Annotated in this window: 15 protein-coding genes and 2 pseudogenes; 14 read left to right on the forward strand and 3 right to left on the reverse strand. The window is 33.5% G+C overall.

Annotated elements, in window-relative coordinates; all coding sequences use genetic code 11:
- The first annotated feature begins 381 nt into the window (after nucleotides 1–381).
- The 5 genes from ACFWM3_RS15665 (at nucleotide 382) to ACFWM3_RS15685 (ending at nucleotide 4,015) form a co-directional block, all read left to right on the forward strand.
- Nucleotides 382–684 (forward strand): PTS sugar transporter subunit IIB, encoded by a 303-nt coding sequence (locus ACFWM3_RS15665; RefSeq protein WP_390312005.1) that lies wholly within the window; start codon nucleotides 382–384, stop codon nucleotides 682–684.
- Nucleotides 685–729: 45 nt separating this feature from the next.
- The gene (locus ACFWM3_RS15670; protein WP_390312006.1) at nucleotides 730–2,058 is read left to right on the forward strand and encodes a PTS sugar transporter subunit IIC; all 1,329 of its coding nucleotides are present in this window, start codon (nucleotides 730–732) and stop codon (nucleotides 2,056–2,058) included.
- Between the two features lie 81 nt (nucleotides 2,059–2,139).
- Nucleotides 2,140–2,466, forward strand: a complete 327-nt coding sequence (locus tag ACFWM3_RS15675; RefSeq protein WP_390312007.1) for a PTS sugar transporter subunit IIA — start codon at nucleotides 2,140–2,142, stop codon at nucleotides 2,464–2,466.
- Nucleotides 2,466–2,927, forward strand: coding sequence for a DUF3284 domain-containing protein (locus tag ACFWM3_RS15680; protein WP_390312008.1), 462 nt, complete (start codon nucleotides 2,466–2,468; stop codon nucleotides 2,925–2,927). The genes ACFWM3_RS15675 and ACFWM3_RS15680 overlap by 1 nt, the downstream gene beginning before the upstream one ends.
- Nucleotides 2,927–4,015, forward strand: a complete 1,089-nt coding sequence (locus ACFWM3_RS15685) for a DUF871 domain-containing protein (RefSeq protein WP_390312009.1) — start codon at nucleotides 2,927–2,929, stop codon at nucleotides 4,013–4,015. The genes ACFWM3_RS15680 and ACFWM3_RS15685 overlap by 1 nt, the downstream gene beginning before the upstream one ends.
- Nucleotides 4,016–4,155: 140 nt before the next feature.
- Here the strand turns inward: ACFWM3_RS15685 and ACFWM3_RS15690 are convergent, their stop codons facing one another.
- Together ACFWM3_RS15690 and ACFWM3_RS15695 are read right to left on the reverse strand one after the other, a co-directional pair.
- Nucleotides 4,156–5,562, reverse strand: a complete 1,407-nt coding sequence (locus ACFWM3_RS15690) for a catalase (RefSeq protein ID WP_390312010.1) — start codon at nucleotides 5,560–5,562, stop codon at nucleotides 4,156–4,158.
- Between the two features lie 607 nt (nucleotides 5,563–6,169).
- Complete coding sequence (locus ACFWM3_RS15695; protein WP_390312011.1) at nucleotides 6,170–7,804, reverse strand: peptide ABC transporter substrate-binding protein; 1,635 nt, start codon at nucleotides 7,802–7,804, stop codon at nucleotides 6,170–6,172.
- A 655-nt stretch (nucleotides 7,805–8,459) separates the two neighbouring features.
- Here ACFWM3_RS15695 and ACFWM3_RS15700 point away from each other — a divergent pair.
- From ACFWM3_RS15700 to ACFWM3_RS15730, 7 genes and pseudogenes are all read left to right on the forward strand, one after another.
- A pseudogene (locus ACFWM3_RS15700) lies at nucleotides 8,460–8,612 on the forward strand (aldo/keto reductase); the annotation flags it as partial.
- A 135-nt stretch (nucleotides 8,613–8,747) separates the two neighbouring features.
- Nucleotides 8,748–8,891 (forward strand): annotated as a pseudogene (locus tag ACFWM3_RS15705) (SDR family NAD(P)-dependent oxidoreductase); the annotation flags it as partial.
- Nucleotides 8,892–9,395: 504 nt separating this feature from the next.
- Nucleotides 9,396–9,524, forward strand: a complete 129-nt coding sequence (locus tag ACFWM3_RS15710; RefSeq protein WP_390312012.1) for a BA3454 family stress response protein — start codon at nucleotides 9,396–9,398, stop codon at nucleotides 9,522–9,524.
- A gap of 39 nt (nucleotides 9,525–9,563) precedes the next feature.
- A complete protein-coding gene (locus tag ACFWM3_RS15715; protein WP_390312013.1) occupies nucleotides 9,564–10,523 on the forward strand; it encodes an LLM class oxidoreductase in 960 nt (319 codons plus the stop codon).
- 225 nt (nucleotides 10,524–10,748) lie between these two features.
- Complete coding sequence (locus ACFWM3_RS15720; protein WP_390312015.1) at nucleotides 10,749–11,909, forward strand: murein hydrolase activator EnvC family protein; 1,161 nt, start codon at nucleotides 10,749–10,751, stop codon at nucleotides 11,907–11,909.
- 560 nt (nucleotides 11,910–12,469) lie between these two features.
- Nucleotides 12,470–13,549, forward strand: coding sequence for a glycosyltransferase (locus tag ACFWM3_RS15725; RefSeq protein ID WP_390312016.1), 1,080 nt, complete (start codon nucleotides 12,470–12,472; stop codon nucleotides 13,547–13,549).
- Between the two features lie 126 nt (nucleotides 13,550–13,675).
- Complete coding sequence (locus tag ACFWM3_RS15730; RefSeq protein WP_390312017.1) at nucleotides 13,676–14,536, forward strand: PIG-L deacetylase family protein; 861 nt, start codon at nucleotides 13,676–13,678, stop codon at nucleotides 14,534–14,536.
- Between the two features lie 833 nt (nucleotides 14,537–15,369).
- Here the strand turns inward: ACFWM3_RS15730 and ACFWM3_RS15735 are convergent.
- A complete protein-coding gene (locus ACFWM3_RS15735; protein WP_390312018.1) occupies nucleotides 15,370–15,708 on the reverse strand; it encodes a DUF3889 domain-containing protein in 339 nt (112 codons plus the stop codon).
- A 163-nt stretch (nucleotides 15,709–15,871) separates the two neighbouring features.
- Here ACFWM3_RS15735 and sleB point away from each other — a divergent pair, with 163 nt between their 5' ends.
- Nucleotides 15,872–16,675 (forward strand): spore cortex-lytic enzyme, encoded by an 804-nt coding sequence (gene sleB, locus ACFWM3_RS15740; RefSeq protein ID WP_056465617.1) that lies wholly within the window; start codon nucleotides 15,872–15,874, stop codon nucleotides 16,673–16,675.
- Nucleotides 16,676–16,690: 15 nt separating this feature from the next.
- Nucleotides 16,691–18,016 (forward strand): germination protein YpeB, encoded by a 1,326-nt coding sequence (ypeB, locus tag ACFWM3_RS15745; protein ID WP_390312019.1) that lies wholly within the window; start codon nucleotides 16,691–16,693, stop codon nucleotides 18,014–18,016.
- The last annotated feature ends 48 nt before the right edge of the window (nucleotides 18,017–18,064 follow it).

Consider the following 18,064-nt stretch of genomic DNA (forward strand, 5'->3'; position numbering starts at 1 on the left):
TATTTCTTTCTATGACGTATTTCCTGCTCTTTGGAGATGGTGGACATGGAACGATAACAGTACGTGTATGAAATTTTCGGTACTTAAAAATAGATTTCGACTGACAGTTTAGTAAAATGAAAAACACCTTGTTCGAGTGGAGCAGGGTGTTTTTTGACATTTAGCAAGTGACGAGAAGTTCAAAAAACATGATTTGGATTCTTTTGTGAAATTGTACACAAAGTGTACATATTTCTTTAGGCCTACCTGCTAGTTAATATAGTATATTTGACCTATAAGAAAGCGCTTCACAAAAAGGAGGGGAAAAGCTAAAACTGTTTTCGGTCAGTTTGAGCCCAAATTCGAGTGTTAATTTATAAAATCATTAGGAGGAGATAAAGAATGGTTAATATCATGTTAGTTTGTTCAGCAGGTATGTCAACGAGTTTACTGGTCAACAAAATGAAGGATCATGCAGCTAAGGAAGGAATCGAAGTAAATATCTGGGCAAATGCGGAAGCTGAAGCAAAATCCGTTTGGGAGAAAGCAGATATTATTCTTCTTGGACCACAAGTGAAATACCTTGAAGGAAAAATCAACGAAATGGTTCAACACAAAATTCCCGTATCAGTAATCGATATGATGTCTTATGGCACTATGAATGGAAAAAAAGTTTTAGAGGATGCACTTGCTCGATTAGGCTAATAGTTTCGTGTAAAAAGAAAAAACAAATGAGGGAGGATTCAATAAATGAATCGTTTCATTAAATGGATGGAAGAGCACTTTGTACCAATTGCCGCTAAAATTGGTGGACAGCGTCATTTAGTCGCAATCCGCGATGGATTCGTTGCATTAATGCCACTAGTCATGGCAGGATCATTAGCAGTCTTATTAAACAACGTTTTCTTTACACCAGCTTCATTGATGGCAGACTGGTTTAACTTAAAACCAGAAACAAGTGGATATCTGCAATTTACAACAAAATACCTACAGCCTCTGATGGGAAATATTTGGTGGGGAACATTCGCCGTACTAGCACTAGTATTAGTATTTACAGTCGCTTATAGTTTAGCAAAATCGTACGAAGTGAACCCTTTATCAGCTGCCGTCGTTGCTGTAGCAGGTTTTCTGGCATTAACTCCCCAAGGAGTAACGGTTACTTTAGCAGATGGCAAAACGACACAAGGAACATGGGGGAACTTTGGTTGGCAATACTTTAACTTCGGAGCTTTATTAACAGCGATCATCGTCACATTAGTCATCACACAAATATTTATCTTTTTAATGAAGAAAAATCTAACAATTAAATTACCAGATAATGTACCACCAGCAGTTGGACGTGCATTCGCTGCAATCATCCCTGGTTTAGTAGCGATTCTCGTTGGTGCGCTTGTACCAGTTTTATTCTCAATCTTAAATGAAGCAAAAATCTTAGTTGAAACAAATCTATTTGACTTAATCACAAAATTCATCACTGATCCATTCATGCATTTATCACAAAATCCATTCTCAGCTATTATCTACGTCTTAATGATTCAAGTATTATGGTTCTTCGGTTTACATGGCGGTAACATGATGGGCGCGATTACAAACGCGATTTATCTGCCACAAGTTGCAGCCAATGCAAGCGGGGGACACAACGTCTTCACATCTGTTTTCTTTGATTCATTTGTTCACTTAGGCGGTGCAGGTGCGACATTATCGCTTGTTATCGCAATTTTTATCGCTTCTAAGCGTAAAGATTATCGAGAAATTTCGAAAATTGGTGGAGCGGCCTCACTTTTCCAAATTAACGAACCAATCATGTTTGGATTACCAGTCGTTTTAAGTCCGATTCTAATCATTCCATTCATGATCGTTCCAGTTGTCCTAACCCTTACAGCTTATGTAGCGACTGTATCAGGTTTCATTGGGTATACGAACGTTGTTGTACCTTGGGTAACACCAGTTGGTCTAAGTGCATTCTTATCAACATCCGGAGACATCAAAGCCGCTTTAGTGGCGATGGTCAACTTAGCGATTGCGGTTGTCATTTATTACCCATTCATTAAATTAGCAAACCGTCACGAAGCAAAATAAGTTTCATAACAAACTATAATAGAGAAAAGAAGAAAGCCTTCTTTTCTCTATTTGTTAAAAAACAAGTAGGGGGAATTGAAAATGGAAAATAACGAATTAATTTGTTTTCAAATCATTTCAGCAGTTGGTTCTGCAAAATCCATGTATTTAGAAGCGATGGTCGAAGCAAAAAATGGCGATTTTGAAAAAGCTGCTTCCTTAATAGAAGAAGGACTCGATCTGTTTAAAAATGGACATCACTATCACGCAAAATTAATCCAACAAGAAGCAAGTGGTGAAAAAACGGACATTAACTTACTGTTGGTTCACGCTGAAGATCAAATGATGAGCGCAGAGACGATCAAAATTATGGCAGAAGAGTTTATTAGTTTATACAAGAAACTAGCTGCTTTTGAGTGTGCAAACTAATGGAATTAAACGTACAGTTGCAAGTTCGCGCAGAAGAGGTTTTCGAGCAATTGCTTCGTTCCATTATACAAGATTTCAAACAGAGTACAGGCCAGACGATTTCAAAAGAACAATTAGCGAAAGATTTTTCCTATCAAAAGAATATCAAAAACCGCATGGGTTATGATACACCAGTGAAAGTTCACATCGATGAGCTGATTCCATCGAAAGAATATCGAGCTACGATTGAACATTTAAAAGGAATCAATACAATGGCATATACTTTAACCGATAATGAAAATGGCGTTGAAATCCATTATAAAGAAGGCTACCAGGCTGCAACAGCACTACAAAATTGGAATTACATTTTAGCCTCCATTTTTTTTGCTCGAAAAAGCAAAAAGAATATGCGAAAGCAATTCGTTTATCTCGAAGAAGTAATCAAAAACGAAAACCTATCCAGTCAAAGAGAGGTGATATGATGCCAAGATTAGGTGTCTCAATTTATCCAGAACACTCCACAAAAGAAAAGGATCTGGCGTATTTATCGCTTGCTGCAAAATATGGGTTTAAACGAGTGTTTACTTGTTTGTTAAGTGTTGAAGGGAAAAATGTAGACGAAATTAAAGAAGAATTCAAAGAAATCATTAGTCATGCGAATTCATTAGGCATGGAAGTTATTTTAGATGTTGCACCGAGTATTTTTTCGAATCTTGGAATCACTTACGAAGACTTAAGTTTCTTTGCTGAACTAGGTGCTGCAGGTATTCGATTGGATGAAGGGTTTGACGGTGCAAAAGAAGCATTCATGACGTTTAACCCATATAATCTTAAAATTGAAATTAATGCCAGTCTTGGTACGAAATATATCGATAATATTTTAAGTTTTAATGCAAATAAAGATAATATTATTACTTGTCATAATTTTTACCCCCAAATGTATTCAGGATTAAGCTTCAAGCATTTTGAAAAATGTAGTAAGGATGTAAAAGAGCTCGGTTTAAAGGTTGCTGTGTTTGTTTCTAGTCAGAGTGATTCAACATTTGGACCTTGGCCAGTGAATGAGGGACTTTGTACGTTAGAGGAGCATCGTTTTCTTCCAATTGATGTAGCTACACGTCACCTATTCGCAACTGGTTTGGTAGATGATGTGATCGTAGCAAATGCCTATGCAAGCGAAGAAGAACTAAAATCACTTAGTAAGATCAATCCAGCGAAGTTATCTTTCAAGATCGATTTAACGGAAAAAGTGACCGATGTGGAAAAAGAAATTATTTTTAATTTCCCTCATTTTGTTCGTGGAGACATGAGTGAATACATGGCAAGATCAACGATGCCACGTATTTCATATAAAGATGCAAACATAGAACCTCATCATACTCATGAGTTAAAACGTGGCGACATCGTTATTATTAATAATGAATATGGTCGTTATAAAGGTGAACTCCATATTATTTTAAAGGACATGCCAAATGATGGTCGCAAAAATATAGTTGGCAGGATACCGGAAAATGAGTTGAAACTATTAGATTACATTGATCCTTGGAGAGTATTTGAAATAATTCCCTAAGGAATGTCTCAAATTAAATAGGATACTGATAATGGGTGAAAAATCTTCTACATGTTCTTTAGCAAGTAGAAAAGATTTCACCCTTTTTACAATTTATAGATTATACTTTAGACCTTTTTATGCTTTTGATTATTATATCTTTATTGTTTTTTTAGTTGGATCTCTATTCTTTTTGCCAAGTCAGATGATACCTTATTTAAATACTCCATAACTTTCATTCTTATATCTTGGGATATGACGATCAAGTCGCTACTTAAATTTTCTACTAGATGTTCTTTTTCTAAAGGAGTTAAGTTCATATAGAATTCACTAGCCTGCACAAAATCATCATGTTTTGTTATTGAAGTTCTTTCGAGTTGTCCTTCAGCATAACTTCCATCACCACTTGTAATTTGGTTAGCTGGAGTCCAGTTTTGCTGTTGATTGATAGGAACTTTACGAAATCCTGGCCCAAGTCTTCTTCTTTGAGAATCGTAATAAATATTGGCTCGGCCCTGCAGTATTTTATCATTCGATAATTCTGCACCATCAAGTAAATTTGAAGGAGAGAAGGCGACTTTTTCTACTTGTTCCATATAATTATCAGGATTCGTATTTAATACCATCTTACCTACTGGTATAAAAGGATATTCTTTCTCATCCCATACTTTTGTATCGTCTAAGGGATCATAAGGAAGATGTCCTCCGTCTGCAGGATCCATGAGCTGAACATATAAGCCATATTCTACTGGTTTACCACCCTCAATAGCATCGAATAGATCTTTACCAGCATAATCAGGGTTTTCAGCTGCAAGTCTATTTGCTTCCTCGCTACCAATGTATTGTACACCCTCTAATGGATACCAAAGGTACTTAACATACTTTCTAATACCTTGATCATTTCTCCAAACATATGTACTAACACTATGACCTAGAATGTGACGAAGACTTTTTACTGTACCTTCGTCTGAGTATAAACGTACAACAAAATGAATAGATTCAGGTGCTCTTGCTACGAAGCTCCAAAATCGATTAGGGTCAATTAAGTTATTTTTAGGTGAAGGTGATAATACTTTAATAAATTCTGGGAAACGCATCGCATCACGAACAGAAAAGACAGGGATGTGATTACATAAAAGGTCAAAAACACCTTCTTCTGTATAAAATTTTGTAGCGAAACCACGTACGTTTCTGGAAGTATCAGGTGTTCCTTTCGTACCGACAGCCAATGAATAGCGAACCATAACAGGTACTTTATGACCAGGGTTCTGTAAAAAGTTCAGTTTTGTGAATTCGGACATCGAATGTATGGTTTGAAAATAACCAAATGCACCAAATCCTTTCACATGAAGCGGTCTTTCTAATATTTTCTCATGAATCAACTCTTGTAAGGACTCATGAAGTACACTATCTTGTTCCAATACAGGTCCACTAGGGCCTACTGTTTGTGAATGAAGTTCAGCTGACTCATCATTAGTCCATTTGGAGAGGGCTCTATCTAACTTTTTTCTATCATTATAGTCTTTTTCTGAAAAAGTTCGTTTCAGTTTTGAATCTTTTTCATTCATTATCATGGCCTCCAAAATTCATTTTCCATTAATCATTACTAAATATGAATTTTAAACGATGAATATGAATTTTTAACTATTATTTTCAACGTTACATCATATTCACATTAACTACTTTCGGAATTTTCCTGTAATAAATGAAACTCTGACAGAGATAAATGTAACTATTAACATATGACTTCTAATTCGTATAAAATTAACTTGTATGGAGTGCGGGAAGAAGTTATACATAAGTGCCACAAAAAGTATTGTAGTGAAAAGTGCTAGAAGAATATTAGGGAGAGACTATATAAGAAGAAAGTCTACGAAAAAGAAAAAACTTTTGTCGAGATTCCGAACTATAAAATGTAACCTTAGAATTAAGGCGCAAAATAGAATAGCATGAAATAAAAGGATATTTACGTTATTAATAGAGTAGGTGGTGTCTCAATGGAAAAAATTTGTGGGAGATGCGCCAAAAAAATAGGGATGTCAAAAGAGGATCGAAGTTATCACAATTAATTAGTGACCTCATAAAAAAAAGAAGCTTACGCGAGTAAGTTTCTTTTTTTAAACGAGGGGTGGTCAATATTTACTGTTTCGATTTACTTTCTGGCATCAGATGAGATTATTTTTTAATATAGGCATATTTATAAGTATTAGGACCGTATACATAGAAGTCTTTTAAATATGGACGTTGAAGATAAGAAGTCCCTTTTTGATATAGAGGTACAACTGCAGCATCATTCAACAAGATCCTCTCGGCTTCTTTCAACGCTTCCCAACGTTTTGGTAAATTATATAGCAAATCTGTTTTAGCGTGTTTAATTAAATCATCATATTTCGGATTGGAGTATCCAGTTTGATTAAATGCACCGTTTGTAAGGAACATATCCAAGTAAGTCATTGGATCTGGGTAATCCGCTCCCCAACTGGAAAGAGAGATATCATAATCCATAGCCGATTCTAGCTTCAATTTCTGAGCATTAGGTTGTTGTTTAATATTAATCGTTAATCCACTTAAGTTTTTCTCGAGTTGCTCTTTTATATATTCTACAATTAGTTTAGAGCTGTCATCATCGTAATTTAACATCTCTAACGTTACATTTGTGACACCAAGTTCCTTTTTTGCTTTTTCCCAATAATCTTTTGCTTTTTTTAGATCAAGATGTTCATATGTAGAAGTTGATTCTTGGAAATCTTTTCCGTTTGGACCGAAAGCTAACTCCTTAGGAACTAAGTAATCAGCAGGTACAGAGCCGTTGTTAAGAATTTCATCTGCAATTCCTTTTTTGTCGATGCTTAAGCTAATTGCTTTTCTGGCATTAGGATTTGCTAACATTTTATTTTTTTCATTCAAACGTAAGAAGTTTGTTCTGCCATTCAAATAAGTTTTCAGGGTTGCATCATTTTTATATTTATTCACAAATTCACCAGTCAAGTCCACACGGTCAATTTGCTTTGTTGTGTATAAGTTTAGAGCGGTGGAAGCATCTTTTACGACATTAATATTAACTTCCTGCAGTTTCACTTTATCTTTATCCCAATAATTAGGATTTTTTACAAGTTGAAGCTTCTCTTCATGAGTCCATTTTTTGATGATGAATGGACCATCATATAATACAGCATTTGCTTCTAAACCATATTTTTTCCCTTGTCCTTCAACGAACTTTTGGTTCAATGGAAAGAAAGTTGAAGAAGAAACTAAATCAATAAAATATGGAACAGGATTCTCCAACTCAACTTGAAATGTATGATCATCAATTGCTTTGACACCTAGTTCATCAACAGACAGCTGATTTTCGTTAATTTTTTTCGCATTTTTCACATCATCTAGTAAATATGCGTATTCTGCACCTGTTTCTGGATTTACAGCACGCTTCCAAGCGTAAACAAAATCTTCGGCCGTAATCGGATCGCCATTGGACCACTTTGCATCCTGAAGTTTAAAAGTATAGGTCTTTTTATCTGGGGCAAGAGTATAGGACTTTGCTAAGGCTGGTTCCGGTCGATTATTCTTGTCCACGCGATACAAGCCCTCGAATACGTTATTCATGGCAGAAATCGATACAGAATCTGTTGCTAACGTAGAGTCTAAAGTGGAAATTTCCGCTGTTTGAGTTACATTTACAATCTGTTTCGATGCTTTTGATGAAGCAGCTGTTTGCGTTTCTTCCGTTTTGTTGCTGCAGGCTGTAGTAAATAAGCTGGTAGTTAGTAGTACAGATAAGGCCGTATATCCTACTTTTTGATTCATCTTCATATTCCCCTTTGTGTATATTGACTAGATGAAATCTTTCTTTGCATTAGCTTTAAAGAAAACAAAGAAAAATTATGAAACTAGTATGACAAATTAATTATCATACTATTCCGATGGGAAATCAAGGGATAATTTATCAGCTAAGTTAGCAAATCATCAAATAATACTAAAAATGATAGCCAAGGAGAGTACGTTTACATTCATAAATTCTTAAATCCTTAAATTCCACCGCAATACTAAACTCAGAATTTGCGAAATTGTTAATTGAAAATAATGAGACCACTATGACATTTACGTCTATTTACATGTTCATCCTATGGAAGAAAATATTACAGGTCCTGATGCGAAGTTTATGATTTCATTTCCGAAAAAAAACTATATAAAATTTGGGGACAACACTATTTTAAAGTTTGCGACATAGAGTATGTTACACAAATTTTATATATCTTTAAATTTAGGATTGTTTTATTTTTGGCAATAGTAAATAGTATTGCTACTTTCTAAGGTGGTTCTATTGTAATCAGTAACATGTTTAGTGGAAAGGTAGTTAATTGAATTTCAATTGCTGCATTTTTTAATCACTACAATACAATTAGGAGGTAAATATACATTGGCAAAAAATTTACAAGATACAACAACTTTGTAAAACGGGGTAAAAATGCCTTGGTTTGGTATCGAAGTATTTAAAGTAGAGGAAGGCCCTGATCTAGTTAATTCTGTAAAAGCGGTTATTAAGAATGGTAATCGTAGTGTTGATACGGCAGCTATCTATGGAAATGAAGAAGGTGTAGGACAAGGTATCCGTGAAGGGCCCCAATTAGCATGAAAACTCTACTGTGTTTGACTTTGAATTAACGAAAGAAGAGATCGAACGAATTGATGGTTTGTATTCAGAATCATCGTGTAGGTCCTAATCCAGATAATTTTGACTTTTAGATAAGCACACATGGTATGGACATCTGGGTCTACCGCAGAAATTGGCAAAGCAATCGCTACGTCATTAGTAGAGGAAGGTGCTACTGTACTTATTAATGGACGTAGTGTAGAAAATGTTAATCAAACTATAAATGAAATTCGAGAACAGTATCCTACTTATTGATTAAAGTTTTATCAGGCATTTTTATAGATACTTTAAAGTGCCTACACCACTTTAAAGTAAGTACTGTTATTGATATTGTAATCATTTTATAATGAGACCTGTAGCACCAAGCTATAACAAATTTAAGTTATTTAAAACGAAAAAATTCTTAACTAATTATAGATTTAAGGAGTCATAGCGTGACTACATCAAATCAAGTTTAGTAAGCAGTTAAGTAATCTGTGCCACTCTTATTTTTTGAGGAGTCTATCTATTAACAATTCATTTGATCAGCCTGGGGTTGAAGCGGAAAAAGTGGCTCTGATGGAGCGTTTATCTATGTAATATTAAAGTTAGGACATATATTTGTTAACTTTTCTTCTTTATGAAGAGGACAAAAATTTATTTATGAGAACTGATGATAGTCATTATGTTATCTGTAAAATATCTTGAATTAGAAATATTTTAGTATAAAATTACTAGCATTTATTATATGCAAAAGAGGGAGAGGAAAACATGCTTGAGGTCACAATGAACATTAATTATAAAGGTAAACACTATTTAACAAATGTTATTGTTCAAAAGGACACATCAAAAATTCAAATTTTAAAGTTAGCGCAAGAACAAGTAAAAAAACAATGGTGATTTTAGTTATTTAATGTCTAAGGGAGGGAATTAAATCATATGAACAATTTTAATAATCATAAAACATACAATCGTGTTTACAAAGAGGGCGAGATGACATTAGGTCTTCATATTCCTCTTGAGAATTTTCGATTCGATTCACCGATAATGAAAAAACAAGTTGAACTATCGCAAATGGCTGAAAACTATGGATTTACAGCACTTTGGTTAAGAGATGTAATTTTAGAGGATCCAAATTTTGGTGATCCAGCGGTAGGGCAAATATATGACATGATGATTTACTTAACATATTTAGCGAGCCAAACCAAAGAAATTGGTTTGGGTACAGCTGCAGCAGTTTTACCTTTAAGACATCCATTACGATTAGCCAAAGAAATAGCAACTATTGATCAATTGTTTCCTGAGCGTCTTTTATTAGGGGTTTCTTCAGGGGATCGTCTAGCTGATTTTGATGGATTAAATATTTCTCATCCAAATAGAGGGAAAGCATTTGTTGAAGCATTCGAATTTTTAAATAAAGTTTTATATGAAGATTTTCCTATAATTAAATCTTCAAACGGTATTATATCTGGTGCAAATTTAGTTCCAAAACCAACTAAACATATTCCAACCTTCATTACCGGGTATGCACAGCAAGATATGGAATGGTTTGCTAAGAATGGTGATGGATGGATGTATTATCCACGTCATCCACATGATCAAGAAGAAACGATAAAAAGATGGAGAGAAATGGTCACTATTCATCATCCTGGTGTGTTTAAACCATTTAGTCAACCAATGCATTTAGATTTATCCGATGATCCAAATGAAATGCCAAAACCTATTCGATTAGGGTTTAGACTAGGAAGAAACTATCTAATTCAATTACTAAATATTTATAAAGAAGCAGGTGTCAATCATTTGTTTTTTGCTTTATTTGATAGTATAAGACCTGCTGATGAAGTCATTCAAGAATTGGGAGAAGAGGTAATACCTCATTTTCCAGCAAATAAATTGTGAAATTTTTTATAAATTATAAGAAGTAAACCTACATGAAAGCAAAAGCATATTCATAAAAACACAATCAAATCAAAAGTTAAATAAGTATTAGTTTACTGATTATTTTTTATAGTGTTGCAAAGATCTTGTAAAAAACTTGTAAAAAGAGTGTAGTCTAATATGCATAAAATTGTTACATTTCTAAGTTAACATATATAAGTATATGTCAAACTTAGGGAGATAACGATGAAACGAATTATTCATAAATTAATATTAGTAGCTGCAGGTTTATCATTTACTATACTTCCAAATGGTGTATTTGCAGAGAATATAGGAAATTCAAAGATTAAGAGTATACAAGATAAACGAGTAAAAGTTCAAGAAGAAACACAAAAAACAAAAAATGAGATGGATCAATTAAAAGATCAGAAAAAATTGTTATTAAATTCTTTAGATACAATTAACACATCAATTGAGAATACAAAAATAAAGAAGAGCCAAAAAGAGGCAGAATTAATAAATGGCCAAAAAGAAATAGAAAATTTACAAGCTGAAATAGAAGAATTTCAAAAACGTTTAGATCAACGTCAAGTAATCATAAATAATCGTTTAATTACAATACAAAAATCGGGTGGAAATAATTCATATTTAGACGTTATTTTTGATGCAAAAGGTATTGGTGATTTAGTTCAACGAATAAACGCTATTGGTAATTTTATGAATGCTGATCCAGACATAGTTAAGGAACAACAGAACGATATTGAAAAAGTTGAATTTAAAAAGAAAGATATAATGACAACTCAATATAAGTTGGAAAATGATAAAAAAGAACTTCAAAATTTAGAAGGTTCACTTGTTAATCAAGAAACTCAAATGAATGCTATTCTAAGCAAACTTAAGGATGATGTTTCTGATAAGGAACAGGATATTTTGAGTTTAAAAGAACAGGAAGAACTATTAAAAGAACAGGAAAAAGCAATAAAAGTCGCTTCAAGTATTTCAGGTGGTAAATTTACTCGACCAGCGGAAGGGTATGTATCTTCAGGTTTTGGCTATCGATCATTTGATCATGAAACGCATTATGGCGTAGATATTGCTAAAAAAGGAACTACACCGATTGTCTCAGTAGCAAATGGCGTTGTAATACGAGCTTACCATTCATCTAGTTATGGTAATGTTGTCTTTATTACACATAATATTAATGGAAAAGTATTTACATCAGTTTATGCTCATATGCAAAATTATCAAGTCTCAGCAGGGCAAACTGTTTCAAAAGGACAAAAAATTGGCATGATGGGAAATACGGGGCATTCTTTTGGTAAGCATCTTCACTTTGAATTGCATGATGGACAATGGAATCAAGCAAAATCAAACGCAGTTAATCCAGCAAAGTATATCAACTTTTAAGCTTTTTTAACACAAATCGATCCACATTTATCTCTTATAAAGCCAAGATCACAAATCATCCTTATTTTTATGTAGTGATTCATCAATATTTCAACAATCTATTAACAGCCTATTTTTAGATAGGCTGTTTTTGATTTTGGAAAGATATGTGTGTGATGTTTATCGCATAAATGTCCATCCACACATTTCTAGTTATCTTAATTATCTAATAACGTTGATATATCAAGGGGTGGTAACATATTTTTGCCATTGATTTTGGAAAGATATGTGTGTGATGTTTATAGCATAAATGTCCATCCTCATATTTCTATTTACTCTTAATTATCTAATAACGTTGATATGACAAGGGATGGTAACATATTTTTGTCATTGATTTGTGACAAAAATGTGTTTAATCGATAAAAGTGAGACACAAATTTGCTATTTATACCCATTAAATTTTTAATTATATGTTTTGCGATTGGTTAAACTTATTTACAATATAAAATTAATGTTCAATTCAGTATAAATGTGTGAGATACTAGAATTACTAATGGAAATGATTGAGAGGACGCGAATCAATGCAGTATCACTTTCCTGTTATTTTAATACCAGCTCTTAGTCCAGATGAACGATTGATCCATTTGGTTAAGGAATTGAAGTCTAAATTTAATCCACATATTATAGTCGTTAACGATGGTAGCGATGCACAGTACAATGGAATTTTTCAGAATTTACGTCAAGTAGAGCAATGTACCGTTCTTGACCACCCTCACAATTTAGGAAAAGGGATGGCGCTCAAGACAGGGATTTCATATTTTTTAAAAAATTTCTCGAATTCGGCTGGTCTTGTGACAGCAGACTGTGACGGACAGCATACACCGAAGGATATTGATCAAGTGGCAAGAGCTTTGATGGCATCGCCAGATAATTTAATCTTAGGGGTGCGAAATTTTTCTGAAGAAAACATACCATTCCGTAGTCGATTTGGAAACACATTAACCCGCTCAATTTTTAAATATCTAACAGGTTTGTCTATTACGGATACACAAACGGGCTTACGTGGAATTCCCGTTTCATATATGAAATTTTTACTTAATTTGTCTGGTGCGCGGTTTGAATATGAGTTGAATATGCTCCTGGCCTGTAAACAGCAGGGGATTGACATCAAGGAGACAATGATTGAAACAATCTATTTAGATAAAAACAGCAGTTCACACTTTAATCCTCTAGTGGATTCTATTAAAATTTATTTTGTGTTCTTTAAGTTTTTATCATCATCTCTTATTTCTTTTGTCGTTGACTATGGGTTATTTGTGCTATTTATTTTTTTATTAGAACATAGAATTGGCACAAATGCAGCCGTGTTATGGGCTGGCATTATCTCACGTGTCATTTCATCAATCGTTAATTACATATTAAATGCAAAAACCGTTTTTAAACATTCTTCTGCAAGGTCTGTCGTACGCTATTATATTTTATCAGGGATTCAAATGATCGTTTCAGCGTATGGAGTTACTTTCCTACAAAATGCCTTCCACGGGGGAGCGAGTATATTAAAAATAGTTGTGGACTTATTGCTTTCTTTCAGTAGTTTCAAAATTCAAAACGAGTGGGTATTTGAAAAAACAAAGAAACGTCAAAAAGTTAGCAAAACGTAAAATCATTCAGAATACTATGATTAAAAATTTTTATTAATTAGGCGAATCAAGCTAGACGATTCGCTTATTTCTATGGAAAAGTGCGCTGAATTAATGTTTCAAAGTCGAAAGAAAGGTAACAGTTATATGCTAAAAAAATTCATTGGACGTATTTTGATTGTGTTGTTCACTATTTTAATAATACTGACTGTCGGACTCGGGTTCGTACATAACCTAATTTTAGATAAAAATGCAGTTGTGACAAATTCTCTGCTTCCGAAAGATTCACCAAAACGAATGATGCTGATCTTTCCGCATCCAGATGACGAGATTACCGTTTCTGGAGAAGTATTTCGTGAGATTCACGAAGAAAACGCCAAGGTAACGATGGTTGTTTTGACGGAAGGAGAAGCGGGAAAAACAGGTGGTGTAGTCTCGAAAGATGAGCTCGGAAAAGCACGCGAGAAAGAAGGGGAGTTTGCAGCAAAAACGCTAGGCGTAACACCTGTTCAAGCAACTTTCCCAGATTCCAAGCTTTCTGAAGTCAATCCAATTGAGTTGAAAAACTACATTTATCAACAAATAAAAAAATATAAACCGACGACGATTCTCACTTACGATGATGTTGTGGGATATTATGGGCACCCAGATCATATTTTTGCAGCAAAAATAGTTCGAGAAGTGTTTCGTGAGCATAAGGACGATTCGTCTTTTTCTGCTAAAAGATTATACATGGTGACACTGCCCCCGAAAGTCTGGGATGGTATTTTGAAGTTTGGAAAGAAACTTCAGGAAAAATATCCGCTTAGGGAGAATCAAAGTCCACCGGAACCAACTAATGCTGTGATTGTTAAAGCATATGGTAAGCAGATAGATAAGTTAGCAAAGGGATACAAAACACAGCAGCAGGCGGTAGATGCATTGCTTCCAGGGCATCGGCAGATTCCATATTGGATTTATTTTAAAGTGCTAGATCGGGAGTATTTTTATTTGGCTGAAGAGAATTAATGCTTTGAATTGTGTTTTTTGTAAAGTTGACGTAAAAGATTTTTGTTGTTTAATAAAGCTCCCAAAGTTGATTTCGGGAGCTTTTTTCATGATTTGAGAATTTATCATCAATTGAAGAACTAAACTAGTGAAGTAATTAAATTCGTGTCGTAAAAACCTAAAGAGGATATATATGCGTGTCGAAGTTATCTTTAAAGTAATCTTATTTTTGAGGTTTAATATTTTTCAGGCAATCAATTGAAGTTATAGAAGTAAACAAAGTGTTTTCTTTAAAAAGTAGGGTAGAAAAAATTGTCATCCTTGTTATTGATTTTTCTGCTAGTTTACATAATATATATTATAGGAAGTTGAGGTAAAAACACTATAATCCATCTCAATTGAAAAGTATTCTTAGTGTTTTGAGATGAAACAGAAAAAATCATCAATTTAGTTAATCAGATCAAATAATCCAATTCATGTAAAACCAACTAATTTATTAAAACTCAAATTTACATAGTAATTTAATCATTTAAAACTTGAGTAAAAAAATTAATAAAAAATTCTTCAATAAAAAATAAAATCTTAAATTGTTAGTAATTTTATTTTATACAACAATTCAATCTGTTTATTGTTTATTTGCACTCATTGATTGTGTTTAGTTTTTTATTTGATTTCAATTACCATTCCAACATTAAAAATCAATTTTGAAATAATCAATTTTCTCTATTTTAAAAATCATAAATCCCTTATTTAAACTAATACTTTCTTTTAAAATTTTTTCATGTGATTTCTCTCACAATATGTGTTTCAATAAAAAACATCACAATTTAAGCGATGTTTTTTAAAGTTATTTATTATCGATCCGTCTCAGTAAAGGTCATTCCTAAGTATCTTTCTGTTCTTGGATCAAATTCTACATTTACAAATACCCCGAATTCCCTACTTCCATCTTTTAATCTTAACCATAACTTGAATTTTTCTACTGAGACTGTTGGTGTTTTTTGTTCTCTTCCAATGTGTAAGTAATCTATAACATCCGATTGTGGGTATCTTTGGATTGTTTTTTCAACTGCAATTTTCCCCCATTTAGCATATGGAGGCTCATAAACTGGTTTTGCTGCAGCTGGGTTTACTTTGCAAAAAATACAAAATAAGAATGAGAAAATGAAAATTGCTCTGTATGTTCTTTTCATAATACCTCCTCCTTTTTGCTTCTATCCTTACTATTCGACCCCTCTACTCTATCTATCCGTTACTTGTTTGTGCAATTTATATCAGTTTTTACGCTTTTTACTAATAAAAAGAAATTTTTTACAAATAGTAATCCTATATGTATTTGATTAAGGAGGATTTATTTTGCAAAAAAATTTTCATTTTAAAACTGCATTTATTATCTTATGCATAATATGTATTTCACTAATTACTTTAAATATCAACTTACCTAAAAAAGAAGTTGATGCCTTTAGTAGTCAAGTACTCAGCCGTGGTTCAACGGGCGATGATGTTAAGGAGCTTCAAGAGCGCCTTATATTTATAGGGTTTCTTGACGACAAAGCTGATGGAGTTTTTGGCTGGAATACATACTGGGCTCTTCGTAATTTTCAAAAGGAATTTGGTATGAAGGTTGATGGTATCGCAGGAACAAAATTAAAGGAAAAGTTGACAAAAGCAACTAAGAATTATAAAGGTAGTACAGCAAATAATAATACTTCAAACAATACGCCGGCTAAACCGGATACAAATAAACCTAATAATTCGAATTCAAAACCAAATAATAAACCAATTGCAAACGCACCAAATGGTTATACAGATAATGACATTAAATTAATGGCAAATGCAGTATATGGAGAATCACGTGGTGAGCCATATATTGGGCAAGTTGCAGTTGCTGCCGTTATTTTAAACCGTTTAACAAATGCATCTTTCCCAAATTCAATAGCTGGTGTCATATATCAACCAGGTGCTTTTACGGCAGTAGCTGACGGTCAAATTAATTTAACGCCTAATGCTCAGGCTAAAAAAGCAGTAATTGATGCAATAAATGGCTGGGATCCAACCACAGGATGTATTTATTACTACAATCCTAAAACAGCAACAAACCAATGGATTCGTGGCCGCCCTATTATTCTTACAATAGGACAACATATTTTTTGTAAATAATTGTAGTGAGGTGTAATGATGAAAGGTAGTTGGATTGTTGTAAGTGCTTTAACAGCCGCTCTAATCGGTACTGGTTATTGGGGATATACGCAAAATCGCGATCTGAAAGAAATGAATTTAAAAGCCGAAAATAATTATCAAAGAGCTTTTAATGAACTAACATTTGATATGGATTTATTACACGATAAAATCGGTACGACTTTAGCAATGAATTCAAGAACGTCTCTCTCCCCTGCTTTAGCAGATGTATGGCGTCTTTCGATTCAATCTAAGTCGGATATTGCACAACTTCCATTAAAATTTGTGCCATTTGATAAAACGCAGGCCTTTTTAACTGGAGTTGGAAACTTTAGCTATAAAACAGCGGTTCGGGATTTAAATAAAGAACCACTAACTGCAAAGGAATATAGTAATTTACGTAATATGTATTCAACAGCTGAAAAAATTCAAGATGGACTACGGAATGTACAAACAAACATCATGAATAAAAACTTAACTTGGATGGATGTTGGCCAAATGTCCGAAGAAAAAAAAGCACCACGAGACAATAGTATCGTGGATGGTTTTAAACATATTGAACAAGTAAAAGCAACTACGGATAATGATTTTGGTCCTACGTTTTCGAATGGCCAAGAAGAATCTAAAGGCTTAAAGAAGCTAACTGGTAAAAAAATTGATCAAAATGAAGCTAAAAAAATAGCTGAAGACGCTGTACCGCTCAAAAATGTTACTAAAATAACAGCTACTAGAAGTAAAAGCGATAATGATCGATTTGAACCTTTTTACTCAGTTACAATGGCACATACTAACCCAACAGCTGATACGTATATGGAAGTAACAGAAACTGCAGGTTTGCCGATCTTCTTTATTACAAATAGACCCATAGCTAAACAGCAAATCAGTTTAGACGATGCAGTGAAAAAAGGGTTAACTTATTTAAATTCAAAAAACTATAAGAACATGGAATTATATGATAGTTCACAATACGATACGATTGGTGTACTTCAAATGGTAAAAGCAATTGATGACGTGCGCATTTATCCAGAAGCAATTCAATTAAAGGTTGCATTAGATAACGGGCAAATAATCGGATTTAATGCTAAAAACTATATTACATCTAACCATGTACGAAAAGTGCCTACTCCTAAGCTGACACTTGAGCAAGCAAAAGCAAAGCTTAATAAAAATGTTAAAGTAGAAGAAGAACGATTAGCTGTCATCTTAAACGATTTTAATAAAGAAGTTCTCACTTATGAATTTTTAGGTACATATAATCACGATACATATGATATCTTTATAAATGCAACGACTGGTGATGAAGAAAAAGTTAAAAAACTTTAAGTAATAGCATAAAAAGCACAGGTTTTTTACTTCCTGTGCTTTTTTGTG

The organism is Gottfriedia sp. NPDC058432, assembly GCF_042721555.1.
Taxonomy (GTDB): Bacteria; Bacillota; Bacilli; order Bacillales; family Bacillaceae_G; genus Gottfriedia.

What these genes read in the sequence shown, in the direction of transcription:
- ACFWM3_RS15665 (WP_390312005.1), top strand. Translation starts at nt 382, where the DNA reads ATGGTTAATATCATGTTAGTTTGTTCAGCAGGTATGTCAACGAGTTTA.
- ACFWM3_RS15670 (WP_390312006.1), top strand. Translation starts at nt 730, where the DNA reads ATGAATCGTTTCATTAAATGGATGGAAGAGCACTTTGTACCAATTGCC.
- ACFWM3_RS15675 (WP_390312007.1), top strand. Translation starts at nt 2,140, where the DNA reads ATGGAAAATAACGAATTAATTTGTTTTCAAATCATTTCAGCAGTTGGT.
- ACFWM3_RS15680 (WP_390312008.1), top strand. Translation starts at nt 2,466, where the DNA reads ATGGAATTAAACGTACAGTTGCAAGTTCGCGCAGAAGAGGTTTTCGAG.
- ACFWM3_RS15685 (WP_390312009.1), top strand. Translation starts at nt 2,927, where the DNA reads ATGCCAAGATTAGGTGTCTCAATTTATCCAGAACACTCCACAAAAGAA.
- ACFWM3_RS15690 (WP_390312010.1), bottom strand. Translation starts at nt 5,562, where the DNA reads ATGAATGAAAAAGATTCAAAACTGAAACGAACTTTTTCAGAAAAAGAC.
- ACFWM3_RS15695 (WP_390312011.1), bottom strand. Translation starts at nt 7,804, where the DNA reads ATGAAGATGAATCAAAAAGTAGGATATACGGCCTTATCTGTACTACTA.
- ACFWM3_RS15710 (WP_390312012.1), top strand. Translation starts at nt 9,396, where the DNA reads ATGCTTGAGGTCACAATGAACATTAATTATAAAGGTAAACACTATTTA.
- ACFWM3_RS15715 (WP_390312013.1), top strand. Translation starts at nt 9,564, where the DNA reads ATGAACAATTTTAATAATCATAAAACATACAATCGTGTTTACAAAGAG.
- ACFWM3_RS15720 (WP_390312015.1), top strand. Translation starts at nt 10,749, where the DNA reads ATGAAACGAATTATTCATAAATTAATATTAGTAGCTGCAGGTTTATCA.
- ACFWM3_RS15725 (WP_390312016.1), top strand. Translation starts at nt 12,470, where the DNA reads ATGCAGTATCACTTTCCTGTTATTTTAATACCAGCTCTTAGTCCAGAT.
- ACFWM3_RS15730 (WP_390312017.1), top strand. Translation starts at nt 13,676, where the DNA reads ATGCTAAAAAAATTCATTGGACGTATTTTGATTGTGTTGTTCACTATT.
- ACFWM3_RS15735 (WP_390312018.1), bottom strand. Translation starts at nt 15,708, where the DNA reads ATGAAAAGAACATACAGAGCAATTTTCATTTTCTCATTCTTATTTTGT.
- ypeB (WP_390312019.1), top strand. Translation starts at nt 16,691, where the DNA reads ATGATGAAAGGTAGTTGGATTGTTGTAAGTGCTTTAACAGCCGCTCTA.